Source organism: Acerihabitans sp. TG2 (assembly GCF_035013185.1).
In the GTDB taxonomy this organism is placed as follows: domain Bacteria; phylum Pseudomonadota; class Gammaproteobacteria; order Enterobacterales; family Enterobacteriaceae; genus Acerihabitans.
Map to the genome: position 1 here is coordinate 18,141 of NZ_JAYGJO010000011.1, position 18,045 is coordinate 36,185.

Annotated in this window: 15 protein-coding genes; 7 read left to right on the top strand and 8 right to left on the bottom strand. The window is 48.4% G+C overall.

Annotated elements, in window-relative coordinates; all coding sequences use genetic code 11:
- Window positions 1-300 precede the first annotated feature (300 nt).
- The 4 genes from SJI19_RS11590 to SJI19_RS11605 all read right to left on the bottom strand — a co-directional run bounded on the left by SJI19_RS11590 (window position 301) and on the right by SJI19_RS11605 (window position 3,814).
- Window positions 301-1,026 (bottom strand): phosphatase PAP2 family protein, encoded by a 726-nt coding sequence (locus SJI19_RS11590; protein WP_323478415.1) that lies wholly within the window; start codon window positions 1,024-1,026, stop codon window positions 301-303.
- Between the two features lie 516 nt (window positions 1,027-1,542).
- Window positions 1,543-1,773: a non-oxidative hydroxyarylic acid decarboxylases subunit D gene (locus SJI19_RS11595; protein WP_323478416.1), complete on the bottom strand. Its 231-nt coding sequence runs from the start codon at window positions 1,771-1,773 to the stop codon at window positions 1,543-1,545.
- Window positions 1,774-1,784: 11 nt separating this feature from the next.
- Window positions 1,785-3,212 carry a non-oxidative hydroxyarylic acid decarboxylases subunit C gene (locus tag SJI19_RS11600; protein ID WP_323478417.1) on the bottom strand — a complete coding sequence of 476 codons (1,428 nt, stop codon included), beginning with the start codon at window positions 3,210-3,212 and terminating at the stop codon, window positions 1,785-1,787.
- A gap of 2 nt (window positions 3,213-3,214) precedes the next feature.
- Window positions 3,215-3,814, bottom strand: a complete 600-nt coding sequence (locus tag SJI19_RS11605) for a non-oxidative hydroxyarylic acid decarboxylases subunit B (RefSeq protein WP_323478418.1) — start codon at window positions 3,812-3,814, stop codon at window positions 3,215-3,217.
- 212 nt (window positions 3,815-4,026) lie between these two features.
- Here SJI19_RS11605 and SJI19_RS11610 point away from each other — a divergent pair, with 212 nt between their 5' ends.
- Complete coding sequence (locus SJI19_RS11610) at window positions 4,027-4,449, top strand: MarR family transcriptional regulator (RefSeq protein ID WP_323478419.1); 423 nt, start codon at window positions 4,027-4,029, stop codon at window positions 4,447-4,449.
- A gap of 216 nt (window positions 4,450-4,665) precedes the next feature.
- On the opposite strand, the gene SJI19_RS11615 is transcribed toward SJI19_RS11610, so the two are convergent.
- Window positions 4,666-6,393 carry an ABC-F family ATP-binding cassette domain-containing protein gene (locus SJI19_RS11615; RefSeq protein ID WP_323478420.1) on the bottom strand — a complete coding sequence of 576 codons (1,728 nt, stop codon included), beginning with the start codon at window positions 6,391-6,393 and terminating at the stop codon, window positions 4,666-4,668.
- 496 nt (window positions 6,394-6,889) lie between these two features.
- On the opposite strand from SJI19_RS11615, the gene SJI19_RS11620 reads away from it, so the two are divergent.
- The 4 genes from SJI19_RS11620 (at window position 6,890) to SJI19_RS11635 (ending at window position 12,090) form a co-directional block, all read left to right on the top strand.
- On the top strand, window positions 6,890-8,722 hold the full coding sequence (locus SJI19_RS11620) for a beta-glucoside-specific PTS transporter subunit IIABC (protein WP_323478421.1): 1,833 nt from the start codon (window positions 6,890-6,892) through the stop codon (window positions 8,720-8,722).
- A complete protein-coding gene (locus SJI19_RS11625; RefSeq protein ID WP_323478543.1) occupies window positions 8,722-10,185 on the top strand; it encodes a glycoside hydrolase family 1 protein in 1,464 nt (487 codons plus the stop codon). The genes SJI19_RS11620 and SJI19_RS11625 overlap by 1 nt, the downstream gene beginning before the upstream one ends.
- Before the next feature lie 27 nt (window positions 10,186-10,212).
- Complete coding sequence (locus tag SJI19_RS11630) at window positions 10,213-11,073, top strand: PRD domain-containing protein (protein ID WP_323478422.1); 861 nt, start codon at window positions 10,213-10,215, stop codon at window positions 11,071-11,073.
- A 540-nt stretch (window positions 11,074-11,613) separates the two neighbouring features.
- Window positions 11,614-12,090, top strand: a complete 477-nt coding sequence (locus tag SJI19_RS11635; RefSeq protein ID WP_323478423.1) for a Dps family protein — start codon at window positions 11,614-11,616, stop codon at window positions 12,088-12,090.
- A 436-nt stretch (window positions 12,091-12,526) separates the two neighbouring features.
- Here the strand turns inward: SJI19_RS11635 and SJI19_RS11640 are convergent, their stop codons facing one another.
- Together SJI19_RS11640 and SJI19_RS11645 are read right to left on the bottom strand one after the other, a co-directional pair.
- Entirely contained in the window at window positions 12,527-13,132 is a 606-nt protein-coding gene (locus SJI19_RS11640; protein ID WP_323478424.1) for a hypothetical protein, read from the bottom strand.
- A 238-nt stretch (window positions 13,133-13,370) separates the two neighbouring features.
- The gene (locus tag SJI19_RS11645) at window positions 13,371-14,630 is read right to left on the bottom strand and encodes a DUF2254 domain-containing protein (protein ID WP_323478425.1); all 1,260 of its coding nucleotides are present in this window, start codon (window positions 14,628-14,630) and stop codon (window positions 13,371-13,373) included.
- Between the two features lie 137 nt (window positions 14,631-14,767).
- Between SJI19_RS11645 and guaD the strand changes: the two genes are divergently transcribed.
- Window positions 14,768-16,111, top strand: a complete 1,344-nt coding sequence (gene guaD / locus SJI19_RS11650) for a guanine deaminase (protein WP_323478426.1) — start codon at window positions 14,768-14,770, stop codon at window positions 16,109-16,111.
- A 36-nt stretch (window positions 16,112-16,147) separates the two neighbouring features.
- On the opposite strand, the gene SJI19_RS11655 is transcribed toward guaD, so the two are convergent.
- Entirely contained in the window at window positions 16,148-17,062 is a 915-nt protein-coding gene (locus SJI19_RS11655; protein WP_323478427.1) for a LysR family transcriptional regulator, read from the bottom strand.
- Window positions 17,063-17,244: 182 nt separating this feature from the next.
- On the opposite strand from SJI19_RS11655, the gene SJI19_RS11660 reads away from it, so the two are divergent.
- Window positions 17,245-18,024: a 5-oxoprolinase subunit PxpA gene (locus SJI19_RS11660; protein WP_323478428.1), complete on the top strand. Its 780-nt coding sequence runs from the start codon at window positions 17,245-17,247 to the stop codon at window positions 18,022-18,024.
- Window positions 18,025-18,045 lie beyond the last annotated feature (21 nt).

Below are 18,045 nucleotides of genomic sequence, written 5' to 3' on the forward strand. Positions count from 1 at the left end.
TAGCGGGGACTTGGCCGAGCAGTCCCTGCCCCAAGACCACTAGCAAGGCATGGAGTCGGTTATCGGCGGCATCGTGGTCTTTTTTTTTTACCGGCATGATACCCAGGATGAACACCCACTCGAACAACATGTGACAGCCGTTGGAGGCCGAAGCAGCGACCTCCTTGAGCCTGGTCAGCGCCTATGTCCTGACCCGCATGGCAGCCGTGGGCGCCGTTATCGGGCTGTTGATGGCTGTTTGTATCGGCTGGGGCATCTATATTGACGGCGTGAAAATCAATCTTTCCTGTTTTTTCAGTTTTACCAGCGGGTTCTTGTGGTGGTGCTCGACGAGATCTTACCGGGTAAGTGACGCTCAATCGCTTCGATCAGAGGGTCGCTGGCAAGGGGCAATAACCACCAACTCAATCCCACTAAAACGATGGAAACAGAACCAACAATGATATCCGTCAGCCAGTGGGCACCGATCATGATTCGTGGTAAAGAGAACACAACGGTGATAAGCAGACTTATTGCGAACACTTTACCGCCAAAATAGCGCAACATAAAGGCGGAAAAAACCATCAACATCATACCGTGGTCGCCGGGAAAACTGTCGCTGGAACTGTCCTTGGTCGGAAAACCGGTCAGTTCACTGACACGGTTGATACCCTCGAAATACAGTGTAGGACTGACATGTTGTACCGGAAGTGCATGTCCCAGTTGGTTCAGCACCAATGCAGTCAGCAGCATGACCACCCCGATTGCCAACATATGGCGCCGCCCACTTGAGTCGCGTGTTGCATAGAGGGACAGATACAACACCCCCATGACCAACAGAGAACACCCATCAAAGGCTCGATTGTTGGTAAGCGCCACCAGTTTAAGAAATACAGGACTGGTGACCAGATGCTGGTTGAAATAGAAGAAGGTGTTTTTATCTATGACAAACCAGAATCCATGACCCATGGGTAAATACCAGGAAAAAAACAGAATAATACCCACGCTATTTAATAGCAATATGAGTAAAAGATTACGTTTTGACATAGGAATTAATAACATTTTTGTAATGCTTGTTGGTAGAGAATTATACCTATTTCCGTATCGTAACCATGATCATTTCTTGCCATATCGCCCGTGTGGCACGTAAAGAACAGCTACCTGATAGAGGATTTTTTTAGCCGGAAAATCGTTGGCGCCGAGGTCCACAAAAACAAAAGTGACGAGCACGCCGCCGATCTGTTGCAGCGAACTGTATCGGAGCGACGTAGCATCGCCCCCCTGCGCTTTCCCTTGGCAGCGGATGACTGTACGCCGAATTCATCCAGACACTTAGCCAGGTTTGTTTATCTATTGCTCTGAGGGTGATGAGTAATTAACCCAATCATTGAATATATAACTTGAAAAACCCAGGTGTAGCGGCGTTGACAGATCATGCACCTCGACTTGTGCCATTTTTCCAATTGCGTTGAAGCATGCGCCCAACAGTACGTTATTTTCTTCGTGAAGCATCCCCGTTACTCCAGTATAAAAACAGTGGGCATAATGCCCACTGGAAAATAATTATGACTTCGCTAAAAGAGGGGGAATGGCCGGCACTTCAGGTGCATTATCAATATCCTTTTGCGTCATACGGAAAGCCTCCGGATAATGTTCGCGCTGAGTCCGGCGTTCAGGTTCGGTATCGCGCCAGGTATACAAACAATGCTGGCATTGATATACCGTCCAAATACCGGTTACTGGCGATTTGGCCATGACTTCAATCTGTTCATCTGCACAACGTGGACATATCATATTTATTCTCCTTAATTACGATTGGCCAGAAGAGCGGTCAATTTCTCCACCCAAAGCCCGGTTTCAGGCAGGTCTTTCACCGGCTGGCTGTAATGTCCACGCTTATCGGGCGCGACAGGTGTAGTGGCGTCAATGATCAGCTTGTCGGTGATGCCTGCGGGGCTTGAGCCAGGATCGAGTTCCAACACTGACATGTTGGGTAGTTGCACCAGATCGCCCGCCGGATTCACTTTTGACGAGAGTGCCCACATGACCTGCGGCAGGTTAAACGGATCGACATCCTCATCCACCATGATTACCATTTTCACATAACCCAGACCATGTGGCGTAGTCATCGCACGCAGTCCTACCGCCCTGGCAAAACCACCATAGCGTTTTTTGGTGGAGATAATCGCCAATAGACCATGGGTATACATCGCATTAACCGCTTGCACCTCAGGGAATTCCGCTTTCAATTGCTGATAGAGAGGCACACAGGTTGCCGGCCCTATCAGATAATCAATTTCAGTCCAGGGCATGCCGAGATAAAGAGATTCAAAAATCGGCTTGGTGCGATATGAAATTTTATCGATACGCACCACCGCCATATTACGTCCACCCGAGTAGTGGCCGGTGAATTCGCCGAAAGGCCCTTCAATTTCACGTTTACGCCCTTCGATCACACCTTCAAGAATGACTTCCGAACCCCAGGGCACATCGAAGCCGGTAAGTGGAGCGGTAGCGATAGGATATGGACGTTCACGTAACGCGCCGGCCATTTCATATTCCGACTGGTCATATTTAAGCGGTGTAGCACCCATCAGAGTGATAATGGGATCATTGCCCAATGTAATCGCAATGGGCAAATCTTCACCCCGCTCTTCCGCTTTATGCAGATGCAAAGCGATGTCATGCATCGGCACCGGCTGCAAACCCAGCTTACGTTTGCCTTTGACTTCCATGCGGTAGATACCCACATTCTGTTTGCCGAAGTGATTCGGGTCGAGCGGATCACGGGTAACCACACAAGCTTTGTCGAGATAGAAGCCACCATCGCCATCGTTCAACCGAAACAGCGGCAGAATGTCGAACAGGTTAATGTCTTCACCGTCCACCACATTTTCTGCCCAAGCTGGGTTTTCGCGACGCTCCGGTGCTACTGGAAAATTATCCCAGCGACGGATGAATTCATCGATCTGCTGCTTCACCGGTGCATTAAGGGGCAACCCTAGTGCGATAGCATGATTTTGCCATGAGCCAATGGTATTCATGACAACATGTGCATCCCTGAATCCACTGATGTTAGTGAACGAAAGTGCCGGCGCGCCTTCGCCGATACGGCCAGTGGCGTTGGCCGCCGCTGCAATATCGGGCTCAGCCTGTACCTCTTCGCTGATGTTGAGCAATTGTCCCTGCTCATCCAGCGCCTTTAAATAACTACGCAGATCATCAAATGCCATTTTTAATCCTTATGTCTCAAGTCATTATTCAATTTTGAATCTCGCAGCCCCTGCCAGCGCTGCGCTTTGGGATAATCGAGGCCGAACTGATCGAGAACGCGTGCAACAATGTGGTCGGTCACATCCTCAATGGTTTCGGGATGGTTATAAAAAGCGGGCATAGGGGGGACTATCGCCACCCCCATACGTGACAAGGCCAGCATGTTTTCCAGATGAAGGGTGCTGAGAGGCGTTTCGCGGGGAACCAGGACAAGCTTACGTCCCTCTTTTAATACCACATCTGCAGCGCGCCCGATGAGGCCATCGGCATAACCGGCACGGATACCGGCCAGGGTTTTCATACTGCAAGGAATAATGATCATACCGTCGGTGTGAAAAGAGCCTGACGAGATTGACGCCGCCTGGTTTGCCGGGCCGTGCACCACATGGGCCATATCAGCCACATCACGGGCACTGTAGGGTGTCTCAAGCTCAATAGTGGTTTTGGCCCACTTCGATATGACCAGATGGGTTTCAACCTGAGATATCAATTTAAGCGCCTTTAACAAGGCAATGCCTAAGGGCGCACCTGTCGCGCCAGTGATCCCAATAATTAGCCTCATGGCATCTCCCACATATTGTTCGTATAAGAACAAAAATCCACCATAACCCGTTATCGCGTGACAAACAAGCTAGCCATGAAAAAAAAGTTCTTATACGAACTTGATGGCAATATTTTACTCACTCACGAATGACTCAATCAGGCAGGTATTGCCGTAGCCACCACTTTTTGCGATGGTATGGCCACAGTTTGAATTGATGAAGTCACGCGACAATGACAAAAGTTCTCGGAAATATTCCATTTCACCTGATGCGACAGCTTTTCCAGGAACATACTTCGTTATGGCAAAAGTTACTGCCTGAACTCACTAAGCAGCAATATGTCGTGCTCTGTGTCGTCGCCGAGCAGCCGGGAATTGAACAGATGGATTTGATTGATGCGGCGCTCAGCACCAAAGCCACGCTGGCTGAAATGCTAAAGAGGATGGAAAAAAAAGGTCTGTTGATAAAACGCCAAAGTGCCGATGACAAACGCCGACGTTTTATCTTTCTGACCCCGGAAGGACTGCAGGCATTGCAAAGTGCCCGTCCGGTGGCCATCGGTATTGACGCTGCGTTTTTGTCACGGATTTCTGCCGACCAACGCGATGACCTGGTGTGTCTGTTACAGGCCATGTTAGCGGGGGAAAATACCTAGGAATCTTCGCACAAGTCCCGCGGCGTATCCTCGCAGCAAGTTGATTCCCTAGCCCTTGTTAGATCACCTGTTTCCATAGCGCTGACCCGCGTGCGGAACGACTAACATGTGACGATGTAAACCAAGTTGCATTAAAATGACACGTCCCACCGGTAGCAGGAGAACAGGTTTTTATAACCCCTCCCGCCTTAGAGGAAGGAGAGGCTTTTCACCTCATTATTCAATTCCAAGCTGCTGCATAATCCATTCGATATCGGCGCGAATCTGCTGCTGCAATGCGGGTTTTTGATGTTTGGTCTTGCGTGTCAATTCACTTTCTAATTGCTGTTCGAGCGCGCACAGGCGTGCCAACAGCAGGTCTTCGTCAAACGCAGCGGTCGGGGCGTCGATAGAACCTGTAGGCTGACGGGTCTGCTCCCACTGAACAGCCGTTTTCCCGCCGAGCAGTGCGTAAACCGGCTCAAGCTGATGCCACTCATCCAGTTTTTGTTCATGCACCAGCCAAAAACGATTGCAGCTGTTTTCGATGAGCGCCCGATCGTGGCTCACCAGGAGCACGGCTCCGGCAAAATCACGCAGCGTTTCGGCCAATTCCTCTTTGCCCGCCATGTCCAGATGATTAGTGGGCTCATCGAGCAGTAACAGCGAGTATTTCGCCAGCGTCAGCCCAACAAACAGTAGGCGGGATCGCTCACCGCCGCTCAGTGAACCCACCTTCTGCTGATGGCGTAAATAAGGAAAGCCGGCACCGATCAGCGCCATTTTCCGTTGTTCTTCGGTTAATGGTGCAAAGGCACTTAGCGCATCGCTGAGACTGTCGCTATCCTTGAGTTGCTGCAGGCCCTGATCGTAATAACCGACGACAGTACGAGGGTGCCAATTCACACCCAGTCTCCCCTTGCCGATTGAACGCCAAAGCAGACGCAGCAGCGAGGATTTCCCACAGCCATTGCGGCCCATAATGGCAATGCGATCGCCGCTTTTTACCTGCAGATTTTTCAGAGAAAATAGCGAGGTTGTCCCCCTGGCGGGACTGACGTCGAGCGCAGTCAGTGCCAGCACACGGTCTGCGTCCAGGCGTTCACCCAGCAGATTTAAGCGCCACACATTCGCCGCGACCAACGGCGTTTGATCATCTTTCATACGGTCGATTTGCTTTTCCATCTGTTTGGCTTTGCGGGCCAGGCCTTCGTTATCGTACACCTTGCCCCATAGCGCCAGACGGCTGGCACTTTTCTCCACCCTGTTGATTTCCCGCTGTTCGGCGTGACGTCGCTCAGCATCGGTTTTATCACGGTGCGCCAAAGCCTCTCTGGCCTCGCTGCAACGCAGGCTAAAATAGTGCAGCGTTTTATCACGCAGGATCCAGGTACTGTTAGTGACGCTGTCCAGTAATACCGCATCATGTGAGACCAAAATAAAACTGCCATTCCACTGTTGCAGAAAATCGCCCAGCCACAACAGCGTGGGCAAGTCCAGATGGTTGCCGGGTTCATCAAGCAACAGTAAATCTGGCTCGAGGATCAGCGCTCTCGCAAGCATTAAACGGGTATGTTGGCCACCGCTTAGCGTTGATACCACCTGTGACCAGCAGGACGGCTCAAAGTCCAGTGTGGCAAGCAATCGCTCGGCCCGCCAGCTTTCGCTAATACGCTGATTTTCTGGCAAACGCTCAACGATGACCTCAAGCAGTCCGCTGGCTTTTAGCGACGCAGGCAGGTGCTGTTCGATGGTCGCCAACTGGCAGTGTCCTGAGCGAATTACGCTGCCGGTGGTGGGAGGCAAATTACCGTTAAGCAGGTTGAGAAAGGTGCTTTTCCCGCTGCCGTTGTGGCCGATTAACCCTACCCGGTCACCTTTTTTCAGGTTGAAGGAAACCTCAGTCAGCAATGGACCGAACGGCGTCTCATAAGAGACAGATTGGGCTGATAATAATGTGCTCATGGTTTATTCCAGAATTACAGGCATTAGAATGCCCGTCGTCAAAAAACGCTGACGACAACCCGGAATGCAAAAGGGAAGTGCGGGGGTTAACGCTTCAGTTATCTTCGCTCAAGCAGGGTTATCGCAGCACGAGGCCGGAAACGCTTGAGCAAGGGTGATTACCAAAGAAGTGTGAATATTCAATCAAATCACACAACAGCATGGGGTTCCTCCTTATTTGTCTCGGGTTAATGGATGGTTTTAGTGTATCTGTGAATCAGCGGTAGTCAATACCAAATAACCATGTAATTTACGCAGTACAAAGTACTATGGCTGACATTCTGATAATGTCGTCACACTAATGAAGCTGCCCTCGTCAATCACTTTGACTTTCAGGCGCGGCACAGGATATAAGTGATTTCAGGCGTGTAACTGGTTATCCAGGCAAGACCTGAAGCGATCCTTTAACTAAAGGGTTGCTTCAGGTCTTTTTTTTTGGGGATAGGAGAGTCGTAATATGAACTACCTTGAAACGGCGCAGGACATTATTAATCTGGTGGGTGGCGTTGACAATATCAGCCATATTGAACACTGCTCTACCCGTCTGCGTTTGAGTCTCAATAACCATAGCCTGATTAATCAGCCGGCACTGGAAAAGGTACCTGGCGTGTTAGGCGTCAGAGTTAACGCCCAATGCCAGGTGATTATTGGCAACAACGTGATCGAGGTCTACGAAGCGGTCAGACTGATCACGCACGGGCGAGAACAAGGCACCAACCCTACCCAAATGCGCACCACTCGCGTCGCTTTTGTAATTGATTTTATTATTAGTGTGTTTCAGCCGCTGGTCCCGGCCATTGCCGGCGGCGGCGTACTAAAGTCACTGTTGATCCTGCTGGATTTAATCGGATGGCTCAGTCGTAGCAGCTCTACCTATAAAATTCTGGATAATATAGGTTCGGCCCCACTTTATTTCCTGCCGATCCTGGTGGCGATAACCACCGCCATAAAATTGAAAGTAAATATCCTGGTTGCTGTTTCTGCCGTATCAGTAATGGTTCTGCCGTCAATGTCGAAACAACTGGCTGACGGTGCACAATTTTTGTCCTTTGACCTGAAAAATATTGCTTATGCCGCTCAGGTTTTTCCAGCGATCCTGTGTGTTATTTTCTACGCGCAAACTGAGAAGATATTTAATCGCTACACCCCTGGCGCCCTGCGCATTTTCCTCTCACCGATGCTGTCGTTGCTCGTTACCGTTCCCGTAACATTGCTGTTGCTTGGACCTTTAGGTTATGAAATCGGCGCGACGCTGGCGACAGTCATCCTCTGGTTGTATGGCAAGTTAGGTTTTGTCGCCACTGCACTGCTTGCCGGAGTCCTGCCCTTCATGGTGGCGGCCGGTATGCATAAACCTATGATCCCCTACGCCGTCGCGTCAATGGGACAATTTGGCCGGGAGATGTTATACCTGCCGGCCTCACTGGCACACAATATTGCAGAGGCAGGAACCTGTCTGGCGATTGCATTTAAGAGTAAAGATAAACTATTAAAATCGACGGCGCTCTCTTCCGGCATTTCCGCACTCTGCGGCATTACTGAACCTGCACTATATGGCATTACCTTACTGCATAAAAAGGCGTTATACAGCGTTATTACGGGCAGCGTTATCGGCGGCGCATTTATGGGCTGGATGGCAGTGGAAGCGTTTGCCTTGGTCGGACCAGGTCTGGCGAGTATCTCAATGTTTGTCTCGCCTGATAACAAATGGAACATCATTTATGCCTTTGCCGGCACCGGAATAGCATTTAGCATATCCTTTATTACCACGCTGCTCCTGTGGCATGAAGAAACGCCGCACACCACCGACAATGTGGCGAAAACTGGCGCTGAATTTCGCTTTAATAGTCCGGCAGAAGGTCAGGTCATGGCGCTGGAACAGGTCAATGACGAGGTCTTTTCCGCACGAATTATGGGTGACGGCATCGCCATCCGTCCGGTGAAAGGTGCACTTTATGCACCGGCGAACGGCACCATCAGTAATGTTTTTGACACTGGCCATGCAGTTAGCATGTTAACAGATAGCGGTATCGAGCTAATTTTCCACATTGGTATAGATACCATCAAATTAAATGGCCAGGGTTTCCATCCCCGGGTTAGCGCGCAGCAACAGGTGAAAACCGGCGATCTGCTGGTTGAGTTTGACCTCGATTCAATTATTGCCGCGGGTTATGACCCAGTCGTGATCATGGTGATAACCAACAGCGAGCGCTTCAGTATGCAATCCGAAACACCTAATGGAAATATCAACAATCACAGCTACATAATGACGTTAAAGGAGTCAGTATGATGGAAAATAAAACCACCTTTCCGCAAGGCTTTTTATGGGGCGGAGCTATTGCGGCTAATCAAGCTGAAGGTGCATGGAACCTGGACGGTAAAGGGCCATCGGTTGCGGATGCAATTGCCTATAAGCCCAATTTAGATCTGACTAACTATGACGGCCATATGGCGTTGACGGACGAAAATATTGCTGATGCGCTGAACGGCAGGCATGATGCCCGCTATCCCAAACGCCGGGGAATTGATTTTTATCATCGCTACAAAGACGATCTCACGCTGTTAGCTGAAATGGGCTGCAAAGTGCTGCGCGTATCCATTGCCTGGGCACGGATTTTCCCTACCGGCGAAGATGCAGAGCCGAACGAAGCCGGGCTGCAGTTTTATGAAGATCTGTTCAGCGAGATGCGCAAGCAGCAGATTGAACCGTTAGTGACACTTTCACACTACGAGATGCCGCTAGTGCTGAGTGAAAAATATAACGGCTGGGTACACCGCAATGTGGTAGATGCTTTTGTACGCTACAGTAATGTTTGTTTTGATCGCTATAAAGATCTGGTTCGTTACTGGCTGACCTTTAATGAAATAGACAGTATCCATCGTCATCCTTTTACCACTGCGGGCATTCGCCATGAAAAAAGCGCTCCCGGCAAAGCCATTGAAGATGTCTATCAGGGACTACACCATCAATTTGTAGCATCAGCGCTGGTTACCCGCGACTGTCATAAAAAAATTCCCGGCAGCCAGGTCGGCTGCATGCTGACGAAGTTGACCACCTACCCTCGCACTTGCCATCCTACCGATGTTGAAGCAACGCTGAAAAAGAATTTTGAAAATTATTTTTATGCTGATGTTCAGGTTTTCGGCCACTATCCACCGTTGATTAAACGCGACCTCGCGTTACGTGGTATTAAGATTGAGATGCAGCCAGACGACCAGGATATCCTGCGCAAACATACGGTAGACTTCGTCTCATTCAGCTACTATATGTCATTGACGGAGTCTACCCAGGCTGATGTTGAACGCACTGCAGGCAATACTATCCTTGGCGTAAAAAACCCTTACCTGCCGGCGTCGGAATGGGGGTGGCAAATTGACCCGGTGGGGTTAAAAATCTCCCTGCTGGAGCTGTATGATCGTTATCAGAAGCCACTTTTTATTGTCGAAAATGGCCTCGGTGCGAAAGATACTATTGAAAATGGCAAAATTCACGACAGCTACCGTATTGACTATTTCCGCTCGCATTTCGAGCAAATGCGAGCGGCGATCGATGAAGGCGTCGAGCTGATGGGTTTTACCAGTTGGGGAATCATTGACATTATTAGTGCCGGTACATCGCAGATGTCCAAACGCTATGGTTTTATCTATGTTGACCAGGATGATGAAGGTAACGGCTCTCTTGCCCGCGTAAAAAAAGACTCGTTTTATTGGTATCAGCAGGTCATTGCCAGCAATGGCAGCAATCTTGCCTGATCGTTAACACCAGCCGTAGGTACTAACGTGATAAAAGTGAAGAAATCGCTGAACAACAGCATGCTTTTGGTGGACCATAACCAGCAGCAGATGATTTTGTTTGGCAAGGGCATCGGCTTTGGTACCAAACCGGGCACATTGATTGATATGACCCATGTGGAACAGGTGTTCATACCTCTGGATACGTTAAAATCCCGACATTTTCTTTCACTGACTGACTCCATACCTACGGCATTTTTTGACGTTGCACATGACATTGTTGAGCTTGCTCAACGCCAGTACGTCAAGCCGCTCAACTCGGTGTTATTTTTTACCCTCGCGGAACATCTTCACTACGCCGTTGAACGCAGCAGAACCGGCCTGAACTTTGTTAATAAATTAAGCTGGGAGATCAAACGCTATTATCAGCGGGAATACGCGTTGGGAGTTCAAGCAAAAGAGCTGGTGTGTGCACAGTTTGATATTGCACTTCCCGACGATGAGGCGGTCAATATTGCCTTTCATTTAATCAATGCTTCCGGTGATACAGAAAACAGTGATGCTCACCAGCAGGTGCAATTGGTAAATCGCATCGCGGAAATAGTCCGCTATAAAATAAACAAGAATATCGATATCAATTCAATTGACTACCGACGTTTTATTACCCATCTACGTTACTTTGCCGAAAGGGTGATTGGCCAAAAAATCGCTTCAAGAAACAGTGATAATTTTTATCAAGAATTGCTTAAATTTTATCCGATTGCAATGTCAATCGCCTGGACAATCAGGGATTACATTCAGGAAAAATACCACATCGTCCTCCCCAAAGATGAACTCACCTGGCTGACCATACATATTGGTAGGCTTGCCACCAGTGATGAAAATGAGGAAAGCAGTGATCTGGGTTAATAAAAATTGCATGCCGGTAGCACTCTCAGGTCGGTTATAACCCCCATCATCTGCTGGCAAACACGTTTCGGCGTGGTTAACAGACTGGTCGGTTTTTATGCTACTTGCGGTCAGCCACTATTTTAATCAATGTTGCCTCAACATATAACACTGCTTTTTTCATATCTATAGTGGAGCACAACAGGGTGTGAGGAGCCTCGCCACCGTTATCTACTGCCACGGCACGGTTTTGTTAGTGATGGTGTTAACACCCATGATGACCCGTTACGCGAGCCGGCAGCCATGAAACGACATGACTCGGACCGGTATACCGAAAAAGCCACAAGTTCCCCAAAAAACAACCTTATGGAGGAATTATTGATCTAAATCTACTTTATTCAACAAAACTGGGGAGATTGCTAAAAATAACAGGTTCATTACGTATGATGTCTACCAGCCGTAGTGTACATTTGGTCGATAACGTAAGTTGTGTCATTTAACTATGTGGTATCATGTTGATAATGTTTAAGCTTTTTATTCGTATAAACAAAGGAATACATCATGAATGTTCAATCGATTGATATTGGTATACCTGAGAGTGGTCGTCTAGAAATAGCCGCGGGCTTATCCCAGCTCTTAGCTGATAGTTATACGCTTTATATTAAGACTCATTATTATCATTGGAATGTCACCGGGCCAATGTTCAACTCATTACACTTGATGTTTGAAACACAATATAATGAATTAGCTCTGGCCGTTGACCTTATCGCCGAACGGATAAGAGCCTTAGGTGTTTACGCACCCGGTACCTACCATGAATTTTCTAAGTTAACGGTCATCCCTGAAGATAGCGCGGTGCCTAAAACAGACGATATGATCAAAAATTTAGTAGCGGGTCAGGAAGCCGTCGTCCGCACCGCCCGTTCACTGTTCCCCATTGTTGAAAAAACCCATGATGAGGCTTCAGCCGATCTATTAACACAACGCATTCAATTACATGAAAAAACAGCCTGGATGTTGCGTAGTCTGCTAGAGTAACCCCTAAGTATTACTATACTACTCGGTGAGGGGATTTACAGCCCCTCGCCTACACTACCACCGCAGCGAGTCGCCATTGTGCAACATTACACCATGCTAGATCGTGATAGTGTTAACATCAATCGCCATCAATCCGGCCTTGCTCAGGACGGGGAACTTTCATCAACCTTGGGTCTTTGCCAGGGCAATCCCGGATGATTCAGCTGCATGGGTCGCGGACTACGGCAGAGTGCACCCGTCTCAACAGCAATAAGCGCGATTAGGCTATGAGCACCGCGCCAGACAGCCCAGGGGCGGCAATCGACAAACTTCCAGCCCATGGACCCTTTTCATTGGCAATCATTGAATCGTGAACAACAAACACCACAGCATAGGAAGTCCCACATAAAACCCGTGGTAGTGGTCCAGAATATGTAGTAAAAAAAGTTAATCAATATTACATGACGGCGCCACTTTGCTGATACCAAGGTTTCTGTCCTGGGCAATTATCAATATTCAAAATTTTCACATGCTTAAGCTGCTTCTTGCCGGCACTATCATCAATTTGATAAACTCTCAAATACTTACCGGTTTGAGGATTTTGATAGTCAAAATCAATTGTTACATAATAGAATGCCCCGGGTTGGGGTTTAAAAGCAATGATGCTTTCGGCCACAGAAAATTTAGGTGCGAAGTAATTTTTAGCGCCGGTTTCTCCCGTGTAAATGACTCTTATCGCAATATTACCATTGGCATTGACCCAAAATTTCTGACTTTTTTTGCTCATGCCCTCAACGTCAGGGATGCCTATTTTATTTTTGTCAGTATATTCATTTATTGCAGCAATACTGCGAGGTAAAAAACCGTTATTTTTGGAGTATAGGTCAATACACGTATTGACCTCTGGATAGACCCGAACCTGCTCACTATAAGTATTAAAAGCAATCCCTACTTTTTTATCCCCGGTATAGTCTGTTAAATTTTTATTATAATCAGATATCATCGACAGGGTAGAACAACCGGTTAAAAGCACCCCCGCAGTCAACGCCAAAAATCGTCTCAATTGAAATACTCCTGATTCAACGTAAAACAGCCGCCATGCCTATCATGGTCAGCCTACTGCTTTTGTAACCCCAGGGCCCGTCTATCGAGCAGTAACAAAACGTTATCGGCATCAGAATGAATTTCATTAATTTTTTTAATGGTTACAAGACAGTTTGTATCCCACATAATTGAGCCGGTTAATTGCAGACATCTGCCGGCATAATCAAAACCTCAAAGGAAAAGATTGCGCTCACCATTCAACGGCCAAACAGTCCGGATTGCGTTATCCATTGGTTTATTCTGTTTTTATCCTGTGGCAACGCCATACGTATCTCCCCCCATGTTTGCACCGTCAATGCATACCTGCGCGCATCAGTGGCAAAAATTTGTGGATTGAGCTGATACAACGCCTGTAGACCTTTTAATAATCGTAGTTGCACTTCAATCTGCGCAGCACCATCACGCGCAATGGGGTTAAAAATATCATCGAACAAATCTGCGGTCGCGATCGGTTTCACATAGATTTGCGTGTACTCAACCTCGCGTTGTTCCGGCTCGTTATCGCCCCAAATGGCCAACAGTCTTACCGCGCGTCCAATCACATCAATCGCGGTCCCAGGATCATTCACCGCGGGAGACAATGCGCGAGAGGCTATTTCAGCCAAAACAGAAAAACAGAAGCGGGGATCTTGATCAAATGAGCGCTCGGCGTTAATGGATATTGCATCGAGGATCGCCGTAGTATCGATATCCTGTTCAGATGACGTGAGCCAAGCCAGGGGCCGTGCCGGATGCACAAATGCGCCGGCTTGAGATGATAAAAAAAGCTCACATTCGGCATCACAGGCATAGGTATTGAGCATGGACATATCAACATGCTGGATATAGCCAATTTTGGCAGGATATATCGGTATGGCACCGGGAGGGAGAGCGACATGTGCAAGCCAGGGTTGCCCCCCCAGATAGGGAATAGTCACGCGATTTTCCAGCGCAGTGCGTGCTGCTTGTTCCACGCGCGATGTCGTTTCACCTACCCGTCCTAGCCGCGACAGATGCTGAATCCAACGTAGCAAGGTGATGACAATCAATCCAACGACTATCAGCGTCATGACAAACAATACCACGCGCCCCTGTTCACCATACGCGCCCATGCTCAACGCAATAATGCCCACTAAGCTGAAGAGGAAGGAACCGATAAAGGTTGCTAATACATTTTGCGTGGTACTGTCTTCCATAACCAATCTAGCCGCACGGGGCGTCACGCTGGTCGACGCTGAACTGTATGCCGATACCATAATATTCAACGAAAACGTGGTTACCGCCAGCATACTTGAGGCCAGGATGGTAAGGATATTATCTACTGCATCAGCGCCAACCATCCCACCGATGCTTGCGGGAATAAAGGGTTTAAGCACAATGGAAATCAATGCTGAAAGCACCGCTAGGACAGCAAATAAAAAGCTGCGAAACCATAGCTTGCGTGTTAACTGGTTAAATAACCAATGCCACTTTGACATTTTTACAGTCCTTTGTCGGATCATTATGAGTAGTATAGGATACAAGACGGCTTCTTAACGATAACAACGCTATCTTCTCCTGAACCGAACAGATCACATGATTGGCTGGTTACCGCGTAAACAATGATGGGGATACGATGGCTCACAATCGATTAACGGCGCTTCGCGCCATGGTATTGACCTTTAAACATGATCCTTTCCACACCGATCCGGCCGAAAGTTATACTTTCTATCCGGATGGCCTAGTGGTCATTCAGGATGGGAAAATCCGGTCAGTATCTGCATATTCATGTGCAGCAGTGGTTGATATCGAGGTCATTGAATATCCAAACTGTGTTATCACCGCAGGTTTCATTGATTGCCATGTCCATTACCCGCAGACGCAAATGATTGGTGCATTTGGTGAACATTTACTGGAATGGTTGAATCAATATACCTTTATTGCCGAACAACAATTTTCCGATAAAAACCATGCAAAAAACGTGGCTGCCCTGTTCTTGCGCGAACTGCTACGTGCCGGCACCACAACCGCTGCCGTATATTGCACCGTGCATCCACAATCGGTAGAAGCCTTTTTTGAAGAATCGACCCGATTCAATACCCGGATGATTGCGGGGAAAGTGCTTATGGACCGCAACGCCCCGGAGGCGTTGTTGGATAGTGCACAAACCGGTTATCAGGAAAGTCAGCGACTGCTACAAAAATGGCATGGTAACGGACGTCAACTCTACTGCATAACGCCCCGTTTTGCGCCAACCTCATCGGAAGAGCAACTCGCCGCCGCTGGCCGCCTTTGGCAAGAAAACCCCGGCACCTATATGCAGACGCACCTTTGCGAGACCACGGATGAGATCGCTTGGGTCAAACAACTTTTTCCATCAAAGAAAAATTATCTGGATGTTTATGCTCATGCGGGGCTGACTGGACCGCGGGCGATTTTCGGTCATGCTGTCCATATGACAGAAGAGGATTTCTGCCAGTGCCATCAAACAGGCTCGGCTTTGGCACATTGCCCAACCTCGAATTTGTTCCTCGGCAGCGGCCTGTTCCAGTTATTTACCGCAAAAAAATCATCACGGCCGGTGAGAACCGGACTTGGCACCGACCTTGGCGCTGGCACCAGCTTTTCACAGTTGCAGACGTTAAGCGACGCCTATAAAGTCTCAGCGCTGAATGGCACCCAATTGACGGCACTGCATGCTTTTTATATGGCAACCGCCGGCGGCGCACAAGCGCTTTATCTGGAAGACAAGATCGGCAAGGTGGCAGCGGGTTATGAGGCCGATCTTGTGGTGCTGGATCTTGCGTCTTCGCCATTAATAGACTTTCGCATGAAATACACCCACGATTTCGTTGAAAAACTCTTCGTACTGATGACACTGGGGGACGATCGTTGTGTGAGAGCCACCTATGTGGCCGGTGAACGGGTGTATGACAGGAGCCGCAACGACCCCTTTTCATATGCGACAAAAAATCAATAGAACCTGTTTTTCGTGTTATATCGCCGCACGTCGGCGTTAGCGCCGGGGGGAATTCATCTGTGGGGTCAGAAAGGCGTTACGAAACCAGGCGCGAAACGCATTCATCGAGGGCGTAAAACGCGTCTCTTTACGCCAGGCCAGTCCGACGCTCATGGGGTGTATCGGGTCCACCAAGGAACGCGTTTCAATGCGCTTACCTTCTAACGACCAAGGTCGGTACACCAAATCTGACAAGATCGCCACGCCCAGGCTATCGGCCACCATACTGCGCACCGCTTCGACTGAACTGGTGCGCAACATCACCCGCGGTTGTTGCCCGCCCGCTTCCCAATACCGCATGGCACTGTGATCGGCCTCGTCCACGGTTAACATAATAAACGGTTCCGGGGCGACATCTGCGAGACAGACCTGGGACTTAGCACACAGTGGATGATGGCTGGGCAGCCAGAGGCGACGTTCGGAATTGAACAGGGTTTCCGAGGTGATGCCCGGATGCGTCAGGTTTGCTGTTAGTACTAGCGCAATATCCAAGGACCCGTCCAATAATCCGCGTTCAATGTCACTGCGTTCACGTTCGTATAAATTAATATGCAGATGGGGGAAACCGGAAGAAAGGCGTTGCAAATGATGAGGCAAAAAATAACCCATCACCGTATAGGAGGCGGCCAGGTTCAACTCACCCTGTACCTGCTCATCGCTGGATGGGATATGCAGTGCGTCATCTACACTGCGCAAAATCGAGTAAGCATGGTTGAGAAAATGGCTACCGGTTTCGGTTAGCGCCATACCTCTTACCGAACGCCGAAACAGCGGTTTGCCCAGTAGGATTTCCAGTTCTTGGATGGCGCTAGTGACGCCGGACTGGGATATATTCAAATGAATGGCGGCCTGGGAGATTTGCCCCATTTCTGCGGTGGCCACAAAATAACGAATCTGGCGTAGAGTTAACATCCGGTTCTCCGGTATGGAATGCCCGCATTCAGGCTAAGCGTGACGCTAATCGCTGATTTATGCGGCGATTAACGAGCGTTCTGTTTTTTTGATGGCTTAGTATCAAAAAATACTTCTTTCCGAATCTATTTTTTTACACTTATATTATTTTTAAATAAACACATCATCAATAAGAAATAATTATGATAAAAGAAGTTGATCTTAATTCGGATATGGGCGAGAACTTTGGCGCATGGATAATGGGTGACAATATTGACAACGACATTATGCCATTCATAAGTTCTGCCAATATTGCCACCGGATTCCATGCCGGCGATCCTAATGTGATGCGCAAAACTGTCGAAATGGCAAAATACCATGGTGTTGAAATTGGCGTTCATCCTGGCTATCGCGATTTAGTCGGTTTTGGCCGGCGGCATGTCAATATGCAACCGGATGAATTGGTTAATGACATTGTTTATCAGTTAGGCGCCTTGCGAGAATTTGCTTTACTCTATCAATTACCATTGCAGCATATTAAACCTCATGGTGCATTGTATATGCATTTGGCAAACGATGACGCGGCGGCACAGTTATTTGTCAACACATTGCACGAATTAGCGCCGGCATTGTTGCTGTATTGCATGCATAACTCGGCGGTCTGGCGGGCAGCAAAACAGGTTCAACACCCTGTTATTTGTGAATTTTATGCCGACCGCGATTATGACCTCAGTGGTTCTATTGTGTTCACTCGCCGGACGGATGCGCTGGACCCCGAGCAGGTTGCACAAAAGGTGCTGCGTGCCTGCCAGGAAGGCAAAGTGCGTACCGTGGAAGGAGAAGATATTCCGATTTTTTTTGAGTCGATTTGCATTCATAGCGATACGCCGGGCGCGCTGTCTTTGCTCAAAGCTGTTCGAGAATTATTAATAATATCGTCTATTCAAATTAAAGCACCAGGGAAAACCAACCGTTTTTTTTAAAATAATTCAGAATCAGGAGTC

Excerpts from the sequence above, each read along its gene's own strand:
- SJI19_RS11660 (WP_323478428.1), top strand. The coding sequence starts at position 17,245 with ATGATAAAAGAAGTTGATCTTAATTCGGATATGGGCGAGAACTTTGGC.
- SJI19_RS11615 (WP_323478420.1), bottom strand. The coding sequence starts at position 6,393 with ATGAGCACATTATTATCAGCCCAATCTGTCTCTTATGAGACGCCGTTC.
- SJI19_RS11635 (WP_323478423.1), top strand. The coding sequence starts at position 11,614 with ATGAATGTTCAATCGATTGATATTGGTATACCTGAGAGTGGTCGTCTA.
- SJI19_RS11590 (WP_323478415.1), bottom strand. The coding sequence starts at position 1,026 with ATGTCAAAACGTAATCTTTTACTCATATTGCTATTAAATAGCGTGGGT.
- SJI19_RS11655 (WP_323478427.1), bottom strand. The coding sequence starts at position 17,062 with ATGTTAACTCTACGCCAGATTCGTTATTTTGTGGCCACCGCAGAAATG.
- SJI19_RS11595 (WP_323478416.1), bottom strand. The coding sequence starts at position 1,773 with ATGATATGTCCACGTTGTGCAGATGAACAGATTGAAGTCATGGCCAAA.
- SJI19_RS11610 (WP_323478419.1), top strand. The coding sequence starts at position 4,027 with ATGACAAAAGTTCTCGGAAATATTCCATTTCACCTGATGCGACAGCTT.
- SJI19_RS11605 (WP_323478418.1), bottom strand. The coding sequence starts at position 3,814 with ATGAGGCTAATTATTGGGATCACTGGCGCGACAGGTGCGCCCTTAGGC.
- SJI19_RS11600 (WP_323478417.1), bottom strand. The coding sequence starts at position 3,212 with ATGGCATTTGATGATCTGCGTAGTTATTTAAAGGCGCTGGATGAGCAG.
- guaD (WP_323478426.1), top strand. The coding sequence starts at position 14,768 with ATGGCTCACAATCGATTAACGGCGCTTCGCGCCATGGTATTGACCTTT.
- SJI19_RS11620 (WP_323478421.1), top strand. The coding sequence starts at position 6,890 with ATGAACTACCTTGAAACGGCGCAGGACATTATTAATCTGGTGGGTGGC.
- SJI19_RS11625 (WP_323478543.1), top strand. The coding sequence starts at position 8,722 with ATGGAAAATAAAACCACCTTTCCGCAAGGCTTTTTATGGGGCGGAGCT.
- SJI19_RS11645 (WP_323478425.1), bottom strand. The coding sequence starts at position 14,630 with ATGTCAAAGTGGCATTGGTTATTTAACCAGTTAACACGCAAGCTATGG.